The organism is Burkholderia sp. MSMB0856 (assembly GCF_001524645.2).
GTDB classification, from domain to species: domain Bacteria; phylum Pseudomonadota; class Gammaproteobacteria; order Burkholderiales; family Burkholderiaceae; genus Burkholderia; species Burkholderia diffusa.
Genome location: NZ_CP013427.1, coordinates 419,348 through 438,136, shown reverse-complemented (window position 1 = coordinate 438,136; position 18,789 = coordinate 419,348). Strand labels below are relative to the sequence as shown.

At 66.2% G+C, this 18,789-nt stretch carries 15 protein-coding genes; 6 read left to right on the top strand and 9 right to left on the bottom strand.

Annotation, left to right across the window (positions count from 1 at the left end):
• Positions 1-44 precede the first annotated feature (44 nt).
• Positions 45-617, top strand: coding sequence for a DUF1415 domain-containing protein (locus tag WS87_RS03080; protein WP_059692336.1), 573 nt, complete (start codon positions 45-47; stop codon positions 615-617).
• A gap of 55 nt (positions 618-672) precedes the next feature.
• On the opposite strand, the gene WS87_RS03075 is transcribed toward WS87_RS03080, so the two are convergent.
• From WS87_RS03075 to WS87_RS03065, 3 genes are all read right to left on the bottom strand, one after another.
• Positions 673-1,563 carry a class I SAM-dependent methyltransferase gene (locus tag WS87_RS03075; RefSeq protein WP_059820579.1) on the bottom strand — a complete coding sequence of 297 codons (891 nt, stop codon included), beginning with the start codon at positions 1,561-1,563 and terminating at the stop codon, positions 673-675.
• A gap of 89 nt (positions 1,564-1,652) precedes the next feature.
• The gene (locus tag WS87_RS03070) at positions 1,653-2,786 is read right to left on the bottom strand and encodes a methyltransferase (protein ID WP_059820580.1); all 1,134 of its coding nucleotides are present in this window, start codon (positions 2,784-2,786) and stop codon (positions 1,653-1,655) included.
• Positions 2,787-2,911: 125 nt separating this feature from the next.
• Complete coding sequence (locus WS87_RS03065; protein WP_059820581.1) at positions 2,912-3,406, bottom strand: LEA type 2 family protein; 495 nt, start codon at positions 3,404-3,406, stop codon at positions 2,912-2,914.
• 644 nt (positions 3,407-4,050) lie between these two features.
• Between WS87_RS03065 and WS87_RS03055 the strand changes: the two genes are divergently transcribed.
• Positions 4,051-6,219 carry a M1 family metallopeptidase gene (locus WS87_RS03055; RefSeq protein WP_059820582.1) on the top strand — a complete coding sequence of 723 codons (2,169 nt, stop codon included), beginning with the start codon at positions 4,051-4,053 and terminating at the stop codon, positions 6,217-6,219.
• Between the two features lie 109 nt (positions 6,220-6,328).
• On the opposite strand, the gene WS87_RS03050 is transcribed toward WS87_RS03055, so the two are convergent.
• Entirely contained in the window at positions 6,329-7,357 is a 1,029-nt protein-coding gene (locus WS87_RS03050) for a transporter (protein WP_059820589.1), read from the bottom strand.
• 213 nt (positions 7,358-7,570) lie between these two features.
• The gene (locus WS87_RS03045; protein ID WP_059820583.1) at positions 7,571-8,536 is read right to left on the bottom strand and encodes a hypothetical protein; all 966 of its coding nucleotides are present in this window, start codon (positions 8,534-8,536) and stop codon (positions 7,571-7,573) included.
• Between the two features lie 121 nt (positions 8,537-8,657).
• On the opposite strand from WS87_RS03045, the gene WS87_RS03040 reads away from it, so the two are divergent.
• The 4 genes from WS87_RS03040 (at position 8,658) to WS87_RS03025 (ending at position 15,705) form a co-directional block, all read left to right on the top strand.
• Positions 8,658-9,503, top strand: a complete 846-nt coding sequence (locus tag WS87_RS03040; protein WP_059532780.1) for a M15 family metallopeptidase — start codon at positions 8,658-8,660, stop codon at positions 9,501-9,503.
• Positions 9,504-9,804: 301 nt separating this feature from the next.
• Positions 9,805-13,764: a type VI secretion system membrane subunit TssM gene (tssM, locus tag WS87_RS03035; protein ID WP_059820584.1), complete on the top strand. Its 3,960-nt coding sequence runs from the start codon at positions 9,805-9,807 to the stop codon at positions 13,762-13,764.
• Positions 13,761-14,750 (top strand): type VI secretion system-associated protein TagF, encoded by a 990-nt coding sequence (gene tagF, locus WS87_RS03030; protein WP_059607872.1) that lies wholly within the window; start codon positions 13,761-13,763, stop codon positions 14,748-14,750. Before tssM ends, tagF begins: the two co-directional genes overlap by 4 nt.
• A 4-nt stretch (positions 14,751-14,754) precedes the next feature.
• The gene (locus tag WS87_RS03025; RefSeq protein ID WP_059820585.1) at positions 14,755-15,705 is read left to right on the top strand and encodes an OmpA family protein; all 951 of its coding nucleotides are present in this window, start codon (positions 14,755-14,757) and stop codon (positions 15,703-15,705) included.
• Between the two features lie 161 nt (positions 15,706-15,866).
• Here the strand turns inward: WS87_RS03025 and WS87_RS03020 are convergent, their stop codons facing one another.
• The 4 genes from WS87_RS03020 to WS87_RS03005 are packed head-to-tail and all read right to left on the bottom strand — an operon-like array spanning position 15,867 to position 18,773.
• Positions 15,867-16,280, bottom strand: coding sequence for a hypothetical protein (locus WS87_RS03020; protein WP_059820586.1), 414 nt, complete (start codon positions 16,278-16,280; stop codon positions 15,867-15,869).
• 27 nt (positions 16,281-16,307) lie between these two features.
• On the bottom strand, positions 16,308-17,873 hold the full coding sequence (gene tnpC / locus WS87_RS03015) for an IS66 family transposase (protein WP_059820731.1): 1,566 nt from the start codon (positions 17,871-17,873) through the stop codon (positions 16,308-16,310).
• Between the two features lie 31 nt (positions 17,874-17,904).
• Positions 17,905-18,255: an IS66 family insertion sequence element accessory protein TnpB gene (gene tnpB, locus WS87_RS03010; RefSeq protein WP_059531434.1), complete on the bottom strand. Its 351-nt coding sequence runs from the start codon at positions 18,253-18,255 to the stop codon at positions 17,905-17,907.
• Complete coding sequence (locus WS87_RS03005; RefSeq protein ID WP_059531437.1) at positions 18,231-18,773, bottom strand: transposase; 543 nt, start codon at positions 18,771-18,773, stop codon at positions 18,231-18,233. The genes tnpB and WS87_RS03005 overlap by 25 nt, the downstream gene beginning before the upstream one ends.
• Positions 18,774-18,789 lie beyond the last annotated feature (16 nt).

Below are 18,789 nucleotides of genomic sequence, written 5' to 3'. Positions count from 1 at the left end.
CTACAATGCGGCCCTCGCTGCCGCCTGACCCGACTGCCCTCGCCATGACCGATACCCGCCCCGACTCGCACGACGACATCCTCGCAGCCACGCGGCACTGGCTCGCGCGCGCGGTGATCGGGCTCAATCTGTGCCCGTTCGCGAAGAGCGTCTACGTGAAGGAGCAGGTGCGCTATGCGATCAGCGAAGCGACGACGCTCGAGGACGCGCTCGCCGACCTCGAAACCGAGTTGCGCGCGCTCGAAGCGGCGGATCCGCAGCAGGTCGATACGACGCTCGTGATCTATCCGCGCGCATTCGCGGATTTCGTCGACTACAACGATGCGCTGTTCTTCGCCGACCGGCTCGTGCGGCAACTGCGGCTCGACGGTGTGCTGCAGATCGCGAGCTTCCATCCCGAGTACCGGTTCGAAGGCAGCGAAGCCGACGACATCGAGAACTACACGAACCGCGCGCCGTATCCGATCCTGCACCTGCTGCGCGAGGACAGCATCGCGCGCGCGGTCGACGCGTTCCCGGACGCGTCCGCGATCTACGAGAAAAACCAGGAAACGCTGCGCCGCCTCGGCCACGACGGCTGGCGCGAATGGATGCGCCGGCCGGGCGACGACGTCTGACGCGTCGCGCGTCGGCCGGCTGCCGCGCGGCAAACCGGCCGCGCGGCCGCCTGCGTCAGTCCGAGGCCGGCTCGACGGCCTCGCCCGCCGCCGCCGCGGGCGCCGGCGCGAAGAAACGCTCGTTCAGTTCGGCGAGCCCGAACATGCCGAGGATCTCGTTCAGCCGCTCGGCGGGCTTGCGGCGCGGCAGGTTCTTGTACTGCGCGATGATCAGCTCGTTCTTCATCGAATGTTCCCAGCCGACCAGCTCGGTCACGCTGACCTGGTAGCCGTGCGCCTCGAGCTGCAGGCAGCGCAGCACGTTGGTGATCTGGCTGCCGAATTCGCGCGTATGCAGCGGATGCCGCCACACTTCCGTCAGCGCGTTCGCGAGCGACTTGCCCTTGTTCTTGCGCAGCACGCCCGCGACTTCCGCCTGGCAGCACGGCACCAGCACAATGTGCTGCGCGCGTTTGGCGAGCGCGAAACGGATCGCGTCGTCGGTCGCCGTGTCGCATGCATGCAGCGCGGTGACGACATCGACCGTTTCCGGCAGCTTCGGCGACGTGATCGAATCGGCGACCGACAGGTTCAGGAACGACATGCCGCCGAACCCGAGTCGCGCGGCGAGTTCGGTGGAGCGCGTGACGAGCTCCTCGCGCGTCTCGATCCCGTACACGTGCGACGCGAACGCCGGCGTGCCGTGCCCCGGCTGCTGCTTGAAGAACAGGTCGTACAGGATGAAGCCGAGATACGACTTGCCGGCGCCGTGATCGACGAGCGTCACGCGGCCCTTGTCGGCCTGCACGCTCGCGAGCAGCGGCTCGATGAACTGGAACAGGTGATAGACCTGCTTCAGCTTGCGGCGGCTGTCCTGGTTCAGCTTGCCGTCGCGGGTGAGGATGTGCAGTTCCTTCAGCAGCTCGACGGACTGCTCCGGACGGATTTCGTAGGTCTTGTTCGACATCGTGAAGCGGCGCCGGGCCACGGTCGGTCGACCACGGCCCGGCGGCGGGAATTCGTGAGGAATGGCGACAGTTTACCGAAAATACGCGATCAGGCCCGCGCGCCGAGCCGCCAGAGCGACGTAACCTCGGCGCGGCGTGCCGCGTGCAGCGGGTCGTCCGCGTCGGTGGACTTGGGGTGCGCGGGGCGGATGTCTTCGCGGCCGAGCACGACGAGACCGGCTTCGTCGATCCATTGCAGCAGCGTGTCGCGCGGCCGCAGGCCGAGATGCTCGGCAAAATCGGACAGGATCAGCCAGCCTTCGCCGCCCGGTTCGAGATGGTCGGCGAGCCCCGCGAGGAAACCGCGCAGCATGCGGCTATCGGGATCGTAGACCGCATATTCGATCGGCGCGCTCGGACGGGCCGGCACCCACGGCGGATTGCAGACGACGAGCGGCGCGCGGCCGGCCGGAAACAGGTCGGCTTCGACGACCTCGACGCGCTCGGCATGACCGAGCCGCGCGACGTTCTCGCGGGCGCACGCGAGCGCGCGCGGATCCTGATCCGTCGCGACGATGCGCTCGACGCCACGCGACGCGAGCACGGCCGCGAGCACGCCGGTGCCCGTGCCGATGTCGAACGCGAGCGACGTCGCGGGCAGCGGCGTGCGCGCGACGAGTTCGACGTATTCGCCGCGCACCGGCGAAAACACACCGTAATGCGGATGGATCGGCGCGCCGCCGAGCGCCGGAATCGGCACGCCCTTCTTGCGCCATTCGTGCGCGCCGACGAGGCCGAGCAGCTCGCGCAGCGACACGACCGACGGCGCGCCGCCGGGGCCGTATGCTTCCTCGCACGCGGCACGCACGTCGGGCGCGCGGCGCAGCGGGATCGTGTAGTCGGCGTCGAGCGGGATCAGCAGCATCCCGAGCGTGCGGGCGCGCTGCGATTGCGCGAGGCGGTGCAGGTTGAATGCTTCGACGCCCACCGCGGCCTTCGCCTTCTTCGGCTTGCGTTCGACGCGGCGCGCCATCGCCTGCACGAGCTGGCGCGCGTTCTGGAAGTCGCCCTGCCAGACGAGCGCCGTGCCCTCGCACGCGAGGCGGTACGCGGCGTCGGCGGTGAGGCGGTCGTCGGCGGGTACGGCGCGCCTGGGCGGCTGAACGCCGGCTTCGGAGCGCCAGCGCACGGCATGTTCGGCGCCGTCGGCGTCGGTCCAGTGGAAAACGGGGAAATCGGTCACGCGAGCTCGGCTACGGTTGGCTTCAGACAGGCGGCGCTACAGGAGCGCGCCGCGCGGACCACACCATACCGCGCTTTGCCCGCGCGGCAAAGCACGGGTGACCGCCCTGGCATCGCGCCGGCAGCCTACCCGCCCCACCCCGGCATCGCCGGCATGCGCAACGTGCCCGCATCGCTGAAGCGCACGGTGCCGAGCACGCCGCCCGCGAGCCGGCCGCGCAGCGCGTACGGCAACTCGCCGTTGGCCGCCGCGCCGGGCAGGTTCCACGCCTGGCGCGCGGCGGCGAACGCCGACACCGAAACCGGCACATCGATCACGGCCTCGCCGAAGCGCGGCACGACGCCCGAGCGATCGCTGACGCCGCTCGCGAACGGCGTGCCGTTCACTTCGAGCGCGACCGAAATGCCGTCGTATTCGATCGGCGTGTCATTCGGGTTCTGCACGCGCAATTTCAGGCTGAAGCGCATCTCGAGGCCCTGTCCGACCAGCGGATCGAGCCCGGCGACGGTCACGCTCACCGGCTCGCGCGTCAAACCCGCGCAACCGCCGAGCACGAAGACGGCGGCGAACAGCAGCAGCATGGCGCGCAGCGGCGCGATACGGAACACGGCTCGTGGCATGGGCAGGCCTCCTTGCGGCAATCGATTGACGGATCGTCGCTGCATTGTACCGAGCGCGCCACGCTCCACCCGGATTCGTAGTTTCCGCGCACCGCCGAGATCGTTAATAGATTAAAACTACGGAAACAAGCAGTCGAACGGAGAGCGAATTAATGCCTCCCAGCATTCAATGGCGCGCAAAAAATTCAATCGAAGCACTTTCTAATTTTTTCGTTTCCTTTACCCAAAACCATCAAGTATATTTACGCATCCTTCGAGCAGGCCGACAAACCTTCAAGCCGCATGACGGCGATTTTACGGAACGGCGACACGCCGTCCTTCCGTCCTGCGACCTGGCACGGCCAGCCCCGTGGGCTGTCGGTTCAAAGGGAATGCACGCCCCGCGCAGGGCGGGCGGCCCCGTGTCGTGCGCGCGAAATCAATTCAGTACAACACGCGCCCGGCCATTTTGAACCGGCAAGTTAACCGACATCCGGAAACACAGAGGGGGCAGTAAACCATGATTACCTTCACGTAGTCGGCCGCCGTCTTTTCGAATAATCCGTCATTGGAATTTCTCGTCGCCGTTGATTAACGGCGAGGGATTTCTTTTGCCGGCGTTTTCGCAGCACTGAACGATTCTTTCAACAATCGAGGTTTCAGTCATGTCGATCAACATTCACAAGATGCGTTACCTGCCGCTGGTCGCCGCGCTCGCGCTCGCCGGGTGCGGCGGCGACGACAGCGGCGTCGGCTCGGCTTCCGCGCTCAGCTCCGCCGGCGCGCCGCACTCGAGCTCGTCGCCCGCGGCCAACACGCCGCCGAGCGCGTCCAACGTCGACAAGAGCGTGTCGCCTGTCGAGCTGCCGGACACCGTGGTACCCGTCAACTACCGGCTGTGGTTCCGCCCGAACGAAGCGCTGAACGCGTTCGACGGGCGCGCCGATGTCGAGATCAAGGTGCTGAAGCCGGTCAACAACATCGTGATCGCCGGTCACCGGATCAAGTTCACGAACGGCCGCATCACGCTGCAGCCGGGCAACATCCAGCTGATCGCGACGCCGCAGGACAAGGGCGACTTCTACCAGCTGCGCCCCGTCGCGGGCACGATCTCGCCGGGCAACTATTCGCTGCACATGGAGTGGTCGGGCATCATCAACTTCAAGTCGTACGACGATCCGGCCACGCAGACGGGCGGCAGCTGCGGCGACGATCCGTATCCGGGCTGCTCGGCCGCGGAAGGCGTGTTCCGTGTCGACCTGAAGAGCACCGACGGCACGACGAGCGGCGCGATCCTCACGCAGGGCGAAACCAACCTGTCGCGCCAGTGGTTCCCGGGCTGGGACGAGCCGGCATTCCGGCCGACTTATGAAGTGACGGCCGAAGTGCCGCAAAACTGGCGCGTCGTGTCGAACGCGGCCGAGAAGCCGTCGACCAACGTCGGCGGTGGCTACAAGCTCGTGCAATTCGAGAAGACGCCGCCGATGCCGTCGTACCTGCTGTTCTTCGGCGGCGGCATGTTCGACACCTACGAGGACGATTTCTCGAGCCCGCTGCCGGGCGGCAAGGGCGGCCTGCACCTGCGCGTGTTCACGCCGCCGGGCATGAGCGACTGGGCGAAGCCGGCGATGGACCGCACCAAGCAGGCGCTCGACTTCTACTACCGCTACACGGGCATCCCGCTGCCGCTGACGAAGTTCGACACGGTCGCCGCGAACGACGCGTTCAAGGAGCAGAAGGACCTGAACTTCGGCGGGATGGAGAACTGGGGGTCGATCCTCGAGTTCGCCGACGACATCCTGCCGCAACCGGGCCAGCCGATGTCGCACTACGGTAACGAGGTGCTGACGCACGAAGTCGCGCACCAGTGGTTCGGCGACCTCGTCACGACCGACTGGTGGGACAACGTCTGGCTCAACGAATCGTTCGCGACGTTCTTCGAGACGAAGACGACGATCCAGTTCTTCCCCGACGAGTTCAGCTGGCTCGACCAGGTGAAGAACAAGTATCGCGTGATCAATCGCGACATCGGCCCGAACGCGTTCCCGGTCGCGCCGAACTTCAACGGCTGGGCGTCGAACGACTTCGTGCTGAGCGCGAGCGCGTTCACGTACGACAAGGGCGGCCACGTGCTGAAGACGCTCGAGAACTATCTCGGCGAACAGACGCTGCGCAAGGGTCTGCAACAGTACCTGGTCGACTACTCGTTCGGCAACGGCACGCCGAAGCGCCTGTGGGATGCACTCTCGAAAGAGAGCGGCCAGTCGGTCGGCCCGATCGGCGACAGCTACGTGCGCCAGACGGGCGTGCCGCTGATCTCGCTCGATACGCAGTGCGACATGACGAAGAACCAGACGATCGTCACGCTGAAACAGCAGCCGTTCCCGAACAAGAACGCGTATCCGGGCCTGCAATGGACGGTACCGATCACGCTCGCGTACGGCCAGGGTCTCGCGAAACACACGACGCTCGCGCTGAAGGATACGCAGACGCAAACGCGGATCGACGGCTGCACGGGCGTGGTCGCGGATCCGAGCGGTCTCGACTACTACGTCGTGAACTACAGCGACGCCGCATGGAGCGGCCTGCTCACGCAGGTCAACGGCTCGACCGATCCGGTGCTGCTCGCGAACCTGAAGAGCGAGGCCGCGCTGCTGGTCGCGAACAACCTCGCGCCGGCTTCGCGTTCGACGTCGATCGGCTCGGTCGCTTCGCCGGCCGCGATGAAGCTGCGCCAGACGCCGAGCTTCGACGGCATCGCGCCGACGGTGAAGGAACGTCCGTCGCTGCGCTACCAGGGCATGTTCAAGCCGCGCAAGACGCTGGTTCAGTAACGTCGTGGTCCGGCCGGCCGGTGCCGCGCAGCCTGCGGCGCCGGCCGGCGTTCAATCTTTCACGTCCTTCGGCAGGCCCCGGATGCGGGGCCTGTTTTTTTAACCGCCGCTAGCGATCGTTGCGCCGGCGAAACGCCCACCACGCGGCCAGCGCGGTAAAGCCCGCGACCAGCAGCACCATCAGCCAGAACCCGTGCTTGTTCTCGGAGAACGGCACGCCGCCGACGTTCATCCCGAAAAAGCCCGCGACGATGTTGATCGGCAGCGCGATCACCGTCACCAGCGTCAGCGTGAACAGCGTCCGGTTGTTCTGCTCGTCGAGCCGCGAACCGATCTCTTCCTGCAACAGCTTGATCCGCTCGTTGAGCCCCGACAGATCGGCGAGCACCAGCGAGAACTCCTCGGTCGACTCGCGCAGCTCCTGCACGTCTTCGGCATGCAGCCACGCGGGCGGCTTCGCGAGCAGCCGGAAGATCGACCCCGGCTCGGGCGCGAGCATGCGCTGCAGCCGCGTGAGCGTCCGACGCATCGCGCCGAGTTCGACGCGATTCGACGTGAGCCGTTGCGACAGGAAGCGATCCTCGATGCGGTCGACGTCGATGCTCGTGCGCCGCATGATCTGGATCAGCAGGTCGGCCTGGTCGCGCAGCAGGTGCATGAGCAGTTCGGCCGGCGAGCGGAACCGCTCGCCGTCGCGCACGCAGGCGCGCAGCGTGTCGACCGAGCGCAGCGGCTTGAGCCGCGCGGTGACCATGATGCGCCGCTCGACGTGGACGAACAGCGTCGCGATTTCCGACGGCGTCAGCTCGAGGTTGAACATCACGTCGTTGACGATCGCGCGCAGCGCGCCGTCCTCCTGCTCGATGCGCGTCGAGCGCGATCCTTCGTGAAGGAATTCGAAGAAGCTGTCGGGCAATCCGAGGTGCGTGCGCATCCAGCGCTCGCTCGCGCCGTGCGCGAGATTGAAGTGCAGCCAGACGAAATCGTCCGAGGCGGCCGCATCGCGCTCGCGGCACGTGCGCAGCCATCCAGCGGCCGCGTCGGCGTCGAGCATCGCACCCGACCCGCCCGGGACGAAGCGGAATCCGCACACCATGCCGGACGTATCGGCGCCGTAAGTCTGTACGATCAGGTCCATCGTGTCGAAGGTGGTGCGGCGCGCACCGCGCCGCGCATCGCGCATTGCGGCGCCACGCCGGGAAATTGAAAGGAAACGTATGCCCGACGCATGCGACATTTTCGTGACGGTGCCACATACGGACGTCCGGTGTCGGGTTTCCGGCGGCCCCAAAAACAACGCGCCGCCCATTGGGCGGCGCATGTGCGACGAGCAGGCCGGCGTGACGCGTGGTTACTGCCGCGTCTCCGACTGCGCGGCGGTCGGGCAGGCCGAATCCTTGCCCCAGTGGCCGTCGCAGACGCGCCAGCGGCACAGCTGATCCTCGAAGAAGCCCCGCTCCGAGCACTCCTTCACGCGCGCCGCGAGCGAACCGCCCGTCGTGGCGGCCGTCTTGGTCGGCACGACCTGCCCCTTCTGCGCGGCGACCTTCTTGTCGGCCGGCTTCGTGCGTGCGACGAGCGCGGCGAGCAGGTCCGCATCCGGGTCGTCCTTCCCGGCTGCCTTCGCGCTCGCGGTACGGGGCGTCGCGTCATGACGCTTCTTCGCCTGCGCGAGCTCCGCCTGCTGTTCCTTGTGGTGCTTGCGGGCCTCCGCCTTCGCGTCTGCCTTCGCATCGGCCTTGCCGCGTGCGGCGACCTTGCCGCTCTGCGCGGCGTCGGCCTTCGCCGATTTCGTCGTCGCAGCCGCGGCGGCGGCCGTCGCGGCGACGGCGCCTGCCGTGGCCGCGCCCGAGGCATCGTCGGCGCCGTTCGCGAGCGCGCGCGACAAGCGGCTGTTGTCCGCGCCCGATGCGCCCGATGCGGACGCAACGGTCTGGGACGCCGCATCGTCATTGACGATCGTGGCCGGTTGCGCGGCGGGAGCGGCCGACGCGGCATTCTGCGCGACCTGCACGGCGCCGCCGCTGGCTGCCTCGGCCTTCGCCGCTGCCTGTGCGGGCGCGGCGGCCACGACGGCCTGCTCGCCGGATTGCTGCTGCCAGCGCCATGCCCCCCAGCCGCCGACGGCGACCACAAGCGCGACGACGGCCGCGATCGGCCCTTTCAGCGAACGGCGCGGCGCTTCGGCCGGCGGCGTGACACGTCCTTCCAGATTCGCGAGAATGCGCGACTGCTGCGGTCCGCCCTCGCCTGCCGGTTTGGTATCGGACAGCAGGCTCGGCGGGGTTTTCGAATTTGAATTTTCCGGCGCACTCATTCAGCGTCTCATTGAATCCTGGTTTAATTCACCGCGATAATATAGCCCGGCCTCTCAAAGCAGCCTGATTCTAAGAGCAAGCATTGCAAAACACAATCAATTCCAATTTCCGGGGATTTCGTTGATTGCCGTCGCACTCGTCGCCTATTTCGCCCTTGCCGTCGCGGTCGCGGCACTGTTGCTTTTACCGGGTATCCGCACGGCGGTTTTCGAATCCGTCGCCCAGTTTCACGGCCGCCTGACACGGCGTGCGAACGCTCGCGCCGCACGCACGCGAAGTCAAATTGTTAAATCGGCAACCGTTACGCGCGGCGCATTAAGCGATGTGCAAAATTTACTGATTCGGCGGCGCTTGATGATTATGGTGTCGGCAGGTATTCTTGCGACGCCGCCATTGGTGGCCATTGCGTTACGCGGTCGGCAATTGTTTCAGTACGACGACACGGCGCGCGTGCCCGACGAAAAGATCGCCGCGCTGCTGCAGGGCGAACAACTCGTGCCGCCCCCGCCGTTGCCGCCGGAAGTCTTTGCCACGAAGGAAGTCGAACAGGTGCGGCCGGCACTGAAGGATGCGAGCCGCGACTGGAACCTGCTGGATCCCGATTTCCGTACGCGTTTGTTGCTGGTCTACAAGATCATGCACGAACAATATGGTTACGAGATGGCGCTGCTGGAAGGTTATCGGAGCCCGGAACGACAGAATCGGCTCGCGCAGATGGGCACCAACGTGACCAATGCGGCGGCCTTCCAGAGTTATCACCAATTCGGGCTCGCGGCCGACAACGCGTTTCTGCGCGACGGCAAGCTGGTCATTTCCGAGAAAGATCCCTGGGCGATGCGCGGCTACCAGTTGTACGGACAGGTTGCCGAGCAGGTCGGCCTGACCTGGGGGGGCCGATGGAAAATGATGGATCTCGGGCACGTGGAATACCATAAACCCGGTTTTAAACTGGGACGCGGCAGCTAGTCAGGGCTGCCGGACAAGAAATAATGAGGGCGGCATGGGGCTTTTTAATCATCCGGCAGGAAACGATTTGAGCGGCGCAATCGATCGGGCATTCCGTTGCACGATTTTTTCCGATCGCCGCTTCCGTTTTAATTCTCACAGCGTCCTTTCATTATTGCGCGCGCCTTCTCCGATGCCGCGGGCGCATTGATGCCAGCCCCCTTCATCCCGTTTGACAGCATGGCGACACACCGCGGCGCCACGCTTGCCGCTCGGCGCGCCTGCGTCGCCTCACCGAATCGCACCGGAACCTGAACGTCCTATGCAACGCATCCTCAACGTGCTGACTCATCCGCGTACGCTCTCGATTGTCGGGATCATCGCGCTAGCGGCGATTCTCTTCATCGTCGCCGACATGCTGCAGCTGCCGCTCCTGTGGGCGGCGATCGCCTTCGCGGCGATCCTCGTGCTGTGGCTCGGCGTCGCGCTGGTGCGCCGCTGGCGCGTGAAGCGCGCGAACCAGCAGCTCGGCCAGGTGCTGGAAGAGCAGGCGGAAAGCGGCAAGATCGCCGCGCCGGCCGCGGCCGCGCTCGCACCCGACACGAAGACGGCCGACCTCGACGTGCTGCGCACGCGCCTCTCCGACGCGGTCAAGACGATCAAGACGTCGAAGATCGGCCAGGTGTCGGGCGGCTCCGCGCTGTACGAGCTGCCGTGGTACATCGTCATCGGCAACCCGGCCGCCGGCAAGAGCAGCGCGGTGCTGAACTCCGGCCTGCAGTTTCCGTTCGCGGACAAGAACAGCGCCGTGATCCACGGCATCGGCGGCACGCGTAACTGCGACTGGTTCTTCACGACCGAAGGGATCCTGCTCGACACGGCCGGCCGCTACTCGGTGCACGAGGAAGACCGCAGCGAGTGGCTCGGCTTCCTTGGCCTGCTGAAGCGCTATCGCCCAAAGGCGCCGATCAACGGCATCATCGTTACCGCGAGCATCGCCGAACTGACCGGCAACCGCCCCGAATTCGCGATCAACCTCGCGAAAAACCTCCGCCAGCGCGTTCAGGAGCTGACGGAAAAGCTCGAGGTGTTCGCGCCGGTCTATGTGATGTTCACGAAGGCCGACCTGATCACCGGCTTCACCGAATTCTTCAGCAGCAGCGACAAGCACGAATACGACCGCGTGTGGGGCGCCACCCTGCCCTACGAGCCTGACGACAAGCGCGACGTCGTCGCGCAGTTCGATACGCACTTCGAGGAACTCTACGAAGGGCTGAAGGAAATCAGCGTCGCGCAGCTGTCGCTGTCGCGCGGCAACCAGCTGTCGCCGGGCCAGTTGAGCTTCCCGCTCGAATTCTCGACGATCAAGCCGGCGCTGCGCGCGTTCCTCGCGACGCTGTTCGAGAACAACCCGTTCCAGTACAAGCCGATCTTCCGCGGCTTCTACTTCACCAGCGCGCTGCAGGAAGGCGAAACCAACAGCGCCGCCGCGCAGCGCATCGCGCACCGCTTCGGCCTCGACGCGAGCGCGCTGCCGAAGCCGCACAGCGCGTTTTCGAAGAACGGCTTCTTCCTGCGCGACCTGTTCTCGAAGGTGATCTTCGCGGACCGCCAGACCGTGCGCCAGTTCGCGAGCCCGACCAAGACCCGCCTGCGCTACGCGACCTTCTTCGGCTTCGTCGCGGCGCTCGCGCTCGCGCTCGGCGGGTGGACCTGGTCGACGATCGGCAACCAGCAGCTCGTCGCGAACGTGCAGGCCGACCTCGACAACGTCACGCGCCTGCAACAGGGCCGCAACGACCTGCAGTCGCGTCTGCAGGCGATGGACATCCTGGAAGACCGGATCGAACAGCTCGAACAGTTCCGCCGCGACAAGCCGGTGTCGGTGTCGCTCGGCCTGTACCAGGGCGACCGTCTCGAACAGCACCTGCTGACCGAGTACTACAACGGTGTGCGCCAGATCCTGCTGGCGCCGGTCTCGCAGAACCTCGCGTCGTTCATGAAGGACGTGAACGCGCACCCCGAACAGCTCGTGCCGATGACGCGCCCGCCCGAATCGGGCGCCGTGCAGGGCGGCGCGATTCCCGTGTCGACGAACCCGCCGGGCGCCACGCCGCTCGCCGGCGCCGCGCAGGGCGCATCCGCCGCGACGGCCGCCGCGCCGCAACAGGCGGCGGCACCGCAGGGCGGGCTGTACAGCGACGCGTCGCCGACCAACGTGCAGGACGCGTACAACGCGCTGAAGACCTACCTGATGCTGTCCGACAAGCGTCACGTCGAACAGGCGCACCTGACCGACCAGCTCGCCCGCTTCTGGCGCGGCTGGCTCGAGACGAATCGCGGCAACATGCCGCGCGACGAGATGATCAAGAGCGCCGAGCGCATGATCTCGTTCTACCTCGCGCGCGTGAACGACGACGACTGGCCGATGATCGACGCGAACCTCGCGCTCGTCGACCAGACCCGCGAGAACCTGCGCCGCGTCGTGCGCGGCATGCCGGCCCGCCAGCGCGTCTATGAGGAAATCAAGGCGCGCGCGTCGACCCGCTTCGCGCCGATGACCATCGCGCGCATCGTCGGCGACGGCAACCAGGGGCTGGTCGCCGGCAGCTATGCGATTCCGGGCACGTTCACGCGCGAGGCGTGGTTCGACTACGTGCAGCCGGCGATCCGCGACGCGGCGACCAAGGAACTGCAGGCGAAGGACTGGGTGCTGAACACGTCGACGCAGGACGACCTGACGCTGGAAGGCAGCCCCGAGCAGATCCAGAAGACGCTCGTCGGGATGTACAAGACCGAATACGCGCAGCACTGGCAGAAGTTCATGCAGGGCATCGCGGTGCAGGGCTTCAGCAGCTTCGGCCAGGCCGTCGACGGGATGAACCGCCTCGGCGACCCGCAGGATTCGCCGATCCGCAAGATCCTCGAGACCGCGTACGACCAGACGTCGTGGGACAACCCGTCGCTGGCGAACGTCGCGATCAAGAAGGCGCAGACCGGCGTCGTGAACTGGGTCAAGCAACTGTTCACGCGCTCGCAGGCCGGCCAGATGGCGGCCGCGAACATCGACATCAACGGCAACCCGGCCGAGGTGCCGATGGGTCCGATCGGCCAGGAGTTCATCGGGCTCGCGCGGATCGTCGCGACGCACGACGGCACGTCGATGCTCAAGGGCTACATGGACTCGCTGTCGAAGGTCCGCACGCGCTTCAACGTGATCAAGAACCAGGGTGACCCCGGCCCCGGCGCGCGTCAGCTGATGCAGCAGACGCTCGACGGCAACGGTTCGGAACTGGCCGATTCGCTGAAGTTCGTCGACGAGCAGATGCTGACCGGCCTGACCGACTCGCAACGCAAGTCGCTGCGTCCGCTGCTGGTGCGCCCGCTGATGCAGGCGTTCTCGGTGGTGATCCAGCCGGCGAGCGCCGAAGTCAACAAGGTGTGGAACGCGCAGGTCTACCAGCCGTTCCAGAGCTCGCTCGCGACGAAGTACCCGTTCGCGGCGAACGCGAAGGTCGAGGCCGGCGCCGGTGAGATCGCGCAGGTGTTCGGTCCGGACGGTGCGATCGCGAAGTTCGTCGGCACGACGCTGGGCCCGCTCGCGGTGCGCCGCGGCGACACGCTCGCCGCCCGCACGTGGGGCGACATGGGCATCGGCCTCACGCCCGACTTCACGAACGGCTTCGCGCGCTGGGTCGCCCCGCTCGCCGGCGGCGCCGCAGGCGGCACGGCCGCAGCGGCCGAACCGCAGACCGTGTTCCAGATCCTGCCGCAGCCGAGCACGGGCACGACGGAATACACGATCGCGATCGACGGCCAGCAACTGCGCTATCGCAACACGCCGCCGCAGTGGACCAACTTCGTGTGGCCGAACCCGCAGGGCTCGCCGGGCGCGACGCTGTCCGCGACGACCTTCGACGGCCGCACCGTGCAGCTCGTCAACGAACCGGGCCGCTACGGTCTCGAGAAGCTGATCAACTCGGCGCAGCGCAAGCGCCGTCCGGACGGCACCTTCGACCTCACGTGGGTCCAGGGCAGCGTGAACGTGTCGGTGACGATGCGCATCATCAGCACGTCGCAGCCGACGAGCGGCGGCGGCGACCAGCCGCAGCAGCAGAGCCTGCGCGGCCTGCAGCTGCCGTCGTCGGTCGCCGACGCGAGCGCGGGCGCCGCGCAGAACGCAACGCAGGCCGGCACGGGCGCGCCGGCCGCGGCACCGGCACCGGCACCGGCGCCGGCCGTCGCGGCCGCCGCCGCAACGAATGCACAGGGGGCGCAATGACGCAAACCGTTCAGGCGCAGATCGCCTACTTCGGCAAGATTCCGTCGCGCGGCGACTTCGTGAAGAGCCCGCACAATCCGCAGCTGCTGCAGACGCTCGATCGCTGGATCGCGCAGGCGCTCGAACTGCTCGCGGAAGATCCGCGCTGGAAGATCGTCTACGAGGATGCGAAGCCGATGCATTTCGCGTTCCTCGGCTCGCGCAGCAAGCTCGCGATCGCGGGGCACATGGTCGCGAGCCACGACGTGTCGATGCGCCGCTTCCCGTTTCTCGGCGCGACCGCGCTCGAGGTCGACCGGCCGCTCGCGTTCCTCGCGCGCAGCCCGCTCGCATTCGCCCGGCTGTGGTCGCGCGTCGCCGCGCAGATGCCGCCGCTGCTCGCGAAGGAGGAGCCGCCCGGCGCGCTGCAGGCGCTCGGCGACACGCAGGTGCCGATCGACGTCGGCGGCCCCGGCACGTCGCATGACGGCACCTTCAACGACTTCATCGAACACCAGTCGCTGTATGGCCTGCAGCAGATGCTGCTCGAAAGCGGCCATCCGGTCCGGCTGCGCGGCGCCATGCTCGCGCTCGGCTCGCTGCTGCGGCCCGTGATGCAGAGCGGCTCGTCGCACATCGAGCGCGGCCTGACGCTGCCGCTGCCGGTCGACCCGTTCTATCGCAGCCTCGTCGCCGCGTTCTGGCTCGAACTGATCGCACCGTTCGTCGCGCAGGCCGACTTCGAGCTTGCGATCTTCATCGGCACGATCGCCGAGCGCGAACGGCTGATCATCGGCTTCAACGGCGCGTCGTCGAAGACGCTGCTGAGCGTCGTCGACCCGCAGACCTACGCCGCCCACAACATCGACATCGACGATCCCGAATGGATCGACGCCCATGCGCAAAACGATCAGCAGATCAGCAAGCTCGTCAGCTACCTCGACCAACCGCAACTCTCGCTGCGCGTCGCCATCGACGCGTTCCGCGAAGCGTTCATCGGAGGCTGACGGGATGCAACGCACGATTCACGTCCGCCGCACGCACCTCTCGGCATTCGTTGCCGCCCTCGCCGCCGCCGGCCTCGTCGCCAGCGGCGCGGCCCACGCGCAGAACACCGGCGGCGCGACCGTCACGCCGGTCGGCAACGGCACGGTCGCGACCGCGGCCCTGCCCGCGAACGCCAACCCCGGCGCCGCGCCGGCCACGGCGTCCGGCACGGTGGTGCACGGCACGGCCGGCACGATCTCGCCGCCGCCCGCGAACGCGACGCCCGGCCAGGTGGTGGTCGGCGGCAAGGTGCCCGACGAGGCGACCAAGGCCGCCGTGCTGCAGAAACTGCGCGACACCTACGGCGCGACGAACGTGGTCGACCAGATCGAGGTCGGCGACGTCGCGACGCCGCCGAACTGGAGCGCGAACGTGCAGAAGCTGCTCGGCGCGCAGTTGAAGCAGATCAGCAAGGGCCAGTTGAAGATCAACGGCACGCAGATCGAGATGAAGGGCGAGGTGCACAACGAGGCGCAGCGCCAGCAGCTCGCAAGCGACATGGCGAACACGCTGAATCCGACGTACACGATCAAGAACGGGCTGCGCGTGTCGGCGTCCGAGCAGGGGCTGCTCGACCAGACGCTCGCGAACCGCACGATCGAGTTCGAGACGGGTAGCGCGACGCTGACACCGCAAGGCAGGCAGATTCTCGACCAGATGGCGGCCGCGCTGTCGAAGCTGCAGAACCGCACGGTCGACATCATCGGCCACACCGACAACTCGGGGAACCGGACGTCGAACATCGCGCTGAGCCAGGCGCGCGCGGATGCGGTGAAGGGTTATCTGATCACGAAGAGCATCCCGCCGCAGCAGATGACGACGACGGGCGTCGGGCCGGATCAGCCGATTGCGCCGAACGATACGGCGGAGGGGCGGGCGAGGAATCGGCGGATCGAGTTTAGGGTGGGGCAGTGACCGAAATGGCGACCCGTGTACACGGGTCGCCGGCCGATTCCGGCACGAGCAAGAAGCGATCTGATTTTCTAGCGGCAAGGGCTGACAGATTGTGGCCTACCTCGCTCGTCGCAGATGATGCGTTCGACATCACGCGACATTCGTCCGCAGGAAAATGCGGCCTATCCGGCCACCAGCACACGCTTGCCACGCTGGTTCTCGATCCGCTTGGGCAAGGCGATCATCAATACGTAGTTGCGCACGAGCAAGCTGACGAACAGCAATGCCAGCGGCATGCTCATTGCGGCCAAAAATAGCAGCACGCCGTTTGCCCCGAAACGCGACGAAAGCAGGCGACTTAGTATCAGGTAAAACGGCGCCAGCCCGAACACGATATGTCGGCCGAATTTCGGGATGGCGGAAGGTTCCTTGTGATGCCGCTCGAACTCCGTCACTCCACGCTGGACGTCATAAACGACGAACTCGCCTCGATCGTCGAACACGTTGCCGACAAAGGACGTTGCCTCGATCGTATGACACACGCTTCGGTACGCAATTGCCGCCCAAAAAATGTTCAGCACGATGCCGCCGATCAATCGTATGCGGTCTTTTAACGACGCCCATCAGAGGTTGGGAGTGGCAGGCATGCTCCATGGCATGAGGGCGGCATAGTCGTCGGCGGTTGCGGCGAGCGGCAACCTGGTGAACAGCCAGACCAGATAGCGATACGGCTCGACGCCGTTCGCCTTGCACGTCTCGACGAGGGAGTACAGGTTGGCGCTGGCCTGCGCGCCAGCGACAGTATCGGAGAACAGCCAGCCCTTGCGGCCGACGACGAACGGCCGGATCGCGTTCTCGCACAGGTTGTTCGAGATCGGCCAGTTGCCGTTACCGACGTATCGGACCAGCTTGGGCCACTGTCCGCTCATGTACTGCAATGCCTTGCCGAGCAGACTCGACGGCACGACGCCCGGCAGATGCTCAACCAGCATGCGCTCGATGATGGCGAGCACGCGGGCGCTGTACCGAGCGCGCAGTCGTTGCCGACGTTCAGACTTCCACTTCGCGCTGCGCACCTCGGCCGCGAACAGCTTGCCGATCAGCACGACGAAGCGCGTGGCCAGCAGATCCGGCGAGCGTGCCGCCTTCGGCACCGACTCCTCGGCCTTGATGAAGCTGCGGCGCACGTGTGCCCAGCATCCGAGATGCACGAGCTGGTGATCGTGGGCGATTCCGTTGTAGAGCTCGTACCCGTCAGTCATCAGCACGGTGCCAGGCTGCACGCCAGCATAGAGCTTCTGCGCATGCTGGGCGCCGCGCCCCGGCGAGTACGAGAACATCCGTACTGGTGGCCCCGAGCCGTTGACCTGCGCCCACAGGTAACTCTTCGCCTGCGGCCTTCGTCCCGGTTCCTTCAGCACCTGGAACGTTGTCTCGTCGCCGTAGATCAGGTCCGACTCGAGCAGCGCGTCGCGCATCAGGTTGATCACCGGCTGCGTGGCCAGTCCCACCCGCACCACGCTGGCGGCCAGCGTGTTGGACGAGATGTCGCCGCCGAAGCGACGCAGCAGCGTGGCTTGGCGATACAGTGGCATACCGTACTGGTACTTGCCAGTGATGATCCACGCCAGCGCGGATTCCGTGAGCAACCCGCGCGGGATGATACGCGCTGGCGCCGGCGTGACCTTGATGCCGAGATCACAGCACGGGCACGCGTACTTGACGCGCTGGTGCTGAACGACGCGGACCTGCTCGGGAATCACGTCAAGCTGTTCGCTCGTCTCGACGCCGATCTCGACGAGAGCCTGGCCATCATGCGCGCAGAATCGTTCAGACTCGGGTAGTTCGTGCCGCACGACCTCGCGCGGCAAGTTCGGATCGAGTGGTTTGCGTCCGCGCTTGCCTCGCGTGTGGGCGGCGACAGACGTGCCGGGCGCGTCCTCGCGCGCGGGCGCATCGGTAGTGGTGGCCAATGCTTCAGCTTCGTTGAACAGGCCGAGTTGGTCGGCATGGCGCGCCTCGCTAGAGGCACCGAACAGTTCGTGCTTGTAGGCCCGCAGCTTCTCTTCGGCCAGATCGCGCTGGGCCGTCACGAGTCGAAGCTCACCGCGCAGCGCGTCGCGTTCGGCGCTCGCGGCAATCAGCGCTTCGTATTCCTCCGCGCTCAACATGACGGGGCTATTCGGCATGGCCGATTAGACCATGCCATCTGCGTAGTGTTCAGCTCATCCGCGCGTAATATCGCTGGGGATGCTTCTGGATCACGGCCAGGTCGATGCCGTCGAGCAGCCAGTGCAACTGCTCAGTGCTGAGCGTGATCGTGTCGCCGCCGTTCGGCCAGACGAAGCGGTCGGCTTCGAGTCGCTTGAGCAGCAACCAGAAGCCGTTGCCGCCCCAGCCGAGGATCTTGACTCGATCACGACGGCGGTTGCCGAAGACGAACAGCGCCGAGGTCATTGAGTTCAGGCGCATCGCCTGTTCGACCAGGATCGACAGCCCGTTGATGCCCATGCGGAAGTCGACGGGATCGCGATGCAGGTAGACCTTCAGCCCTTCGTCGAACCGGAACACGGCAGCCTCCCGAGCATCTGGATCACCGTGGCCAGCTCATCGACACTCGCCTCGCCGAGATCGAATTCGACACCATTGGACAAGCGCACATGTAACGAGAGCGCCATCAACGACGGGGCTGGTGGCAATACTGGGGAAGCGGCAGGCACAGTCGACGCAGTCGTGACGACAGGAACGAATGCTCGCGCTTCACTCATTGGAACCCGATGTGCAGTGCCCGGAATGTCGATCGATACGCCGTCGATCACCAGCGGGTCCGGCCTCGTCGGGGTTTGCAGCGTATGCTGCTGATGGCGCGAGATCCAGCGACGCAACTGGTTCGGATTAACGTCATGGTCCATGGCCGCCCGGGCGATCGATACCCCCGGCCTCAGGCAAAACTCGACCAGCTCCCGCACGGCATCTTCATCAAATTCCCGCCGGCCATCCCGTCTGCGGCCAACCACCAGTCTGCTTCGAAGGTCCTGTTTCTCTGTCATCACGGTCTGAGTGCATGTGTCCACGCGGACACTTAGCATCTGACCTTCTGCCTAC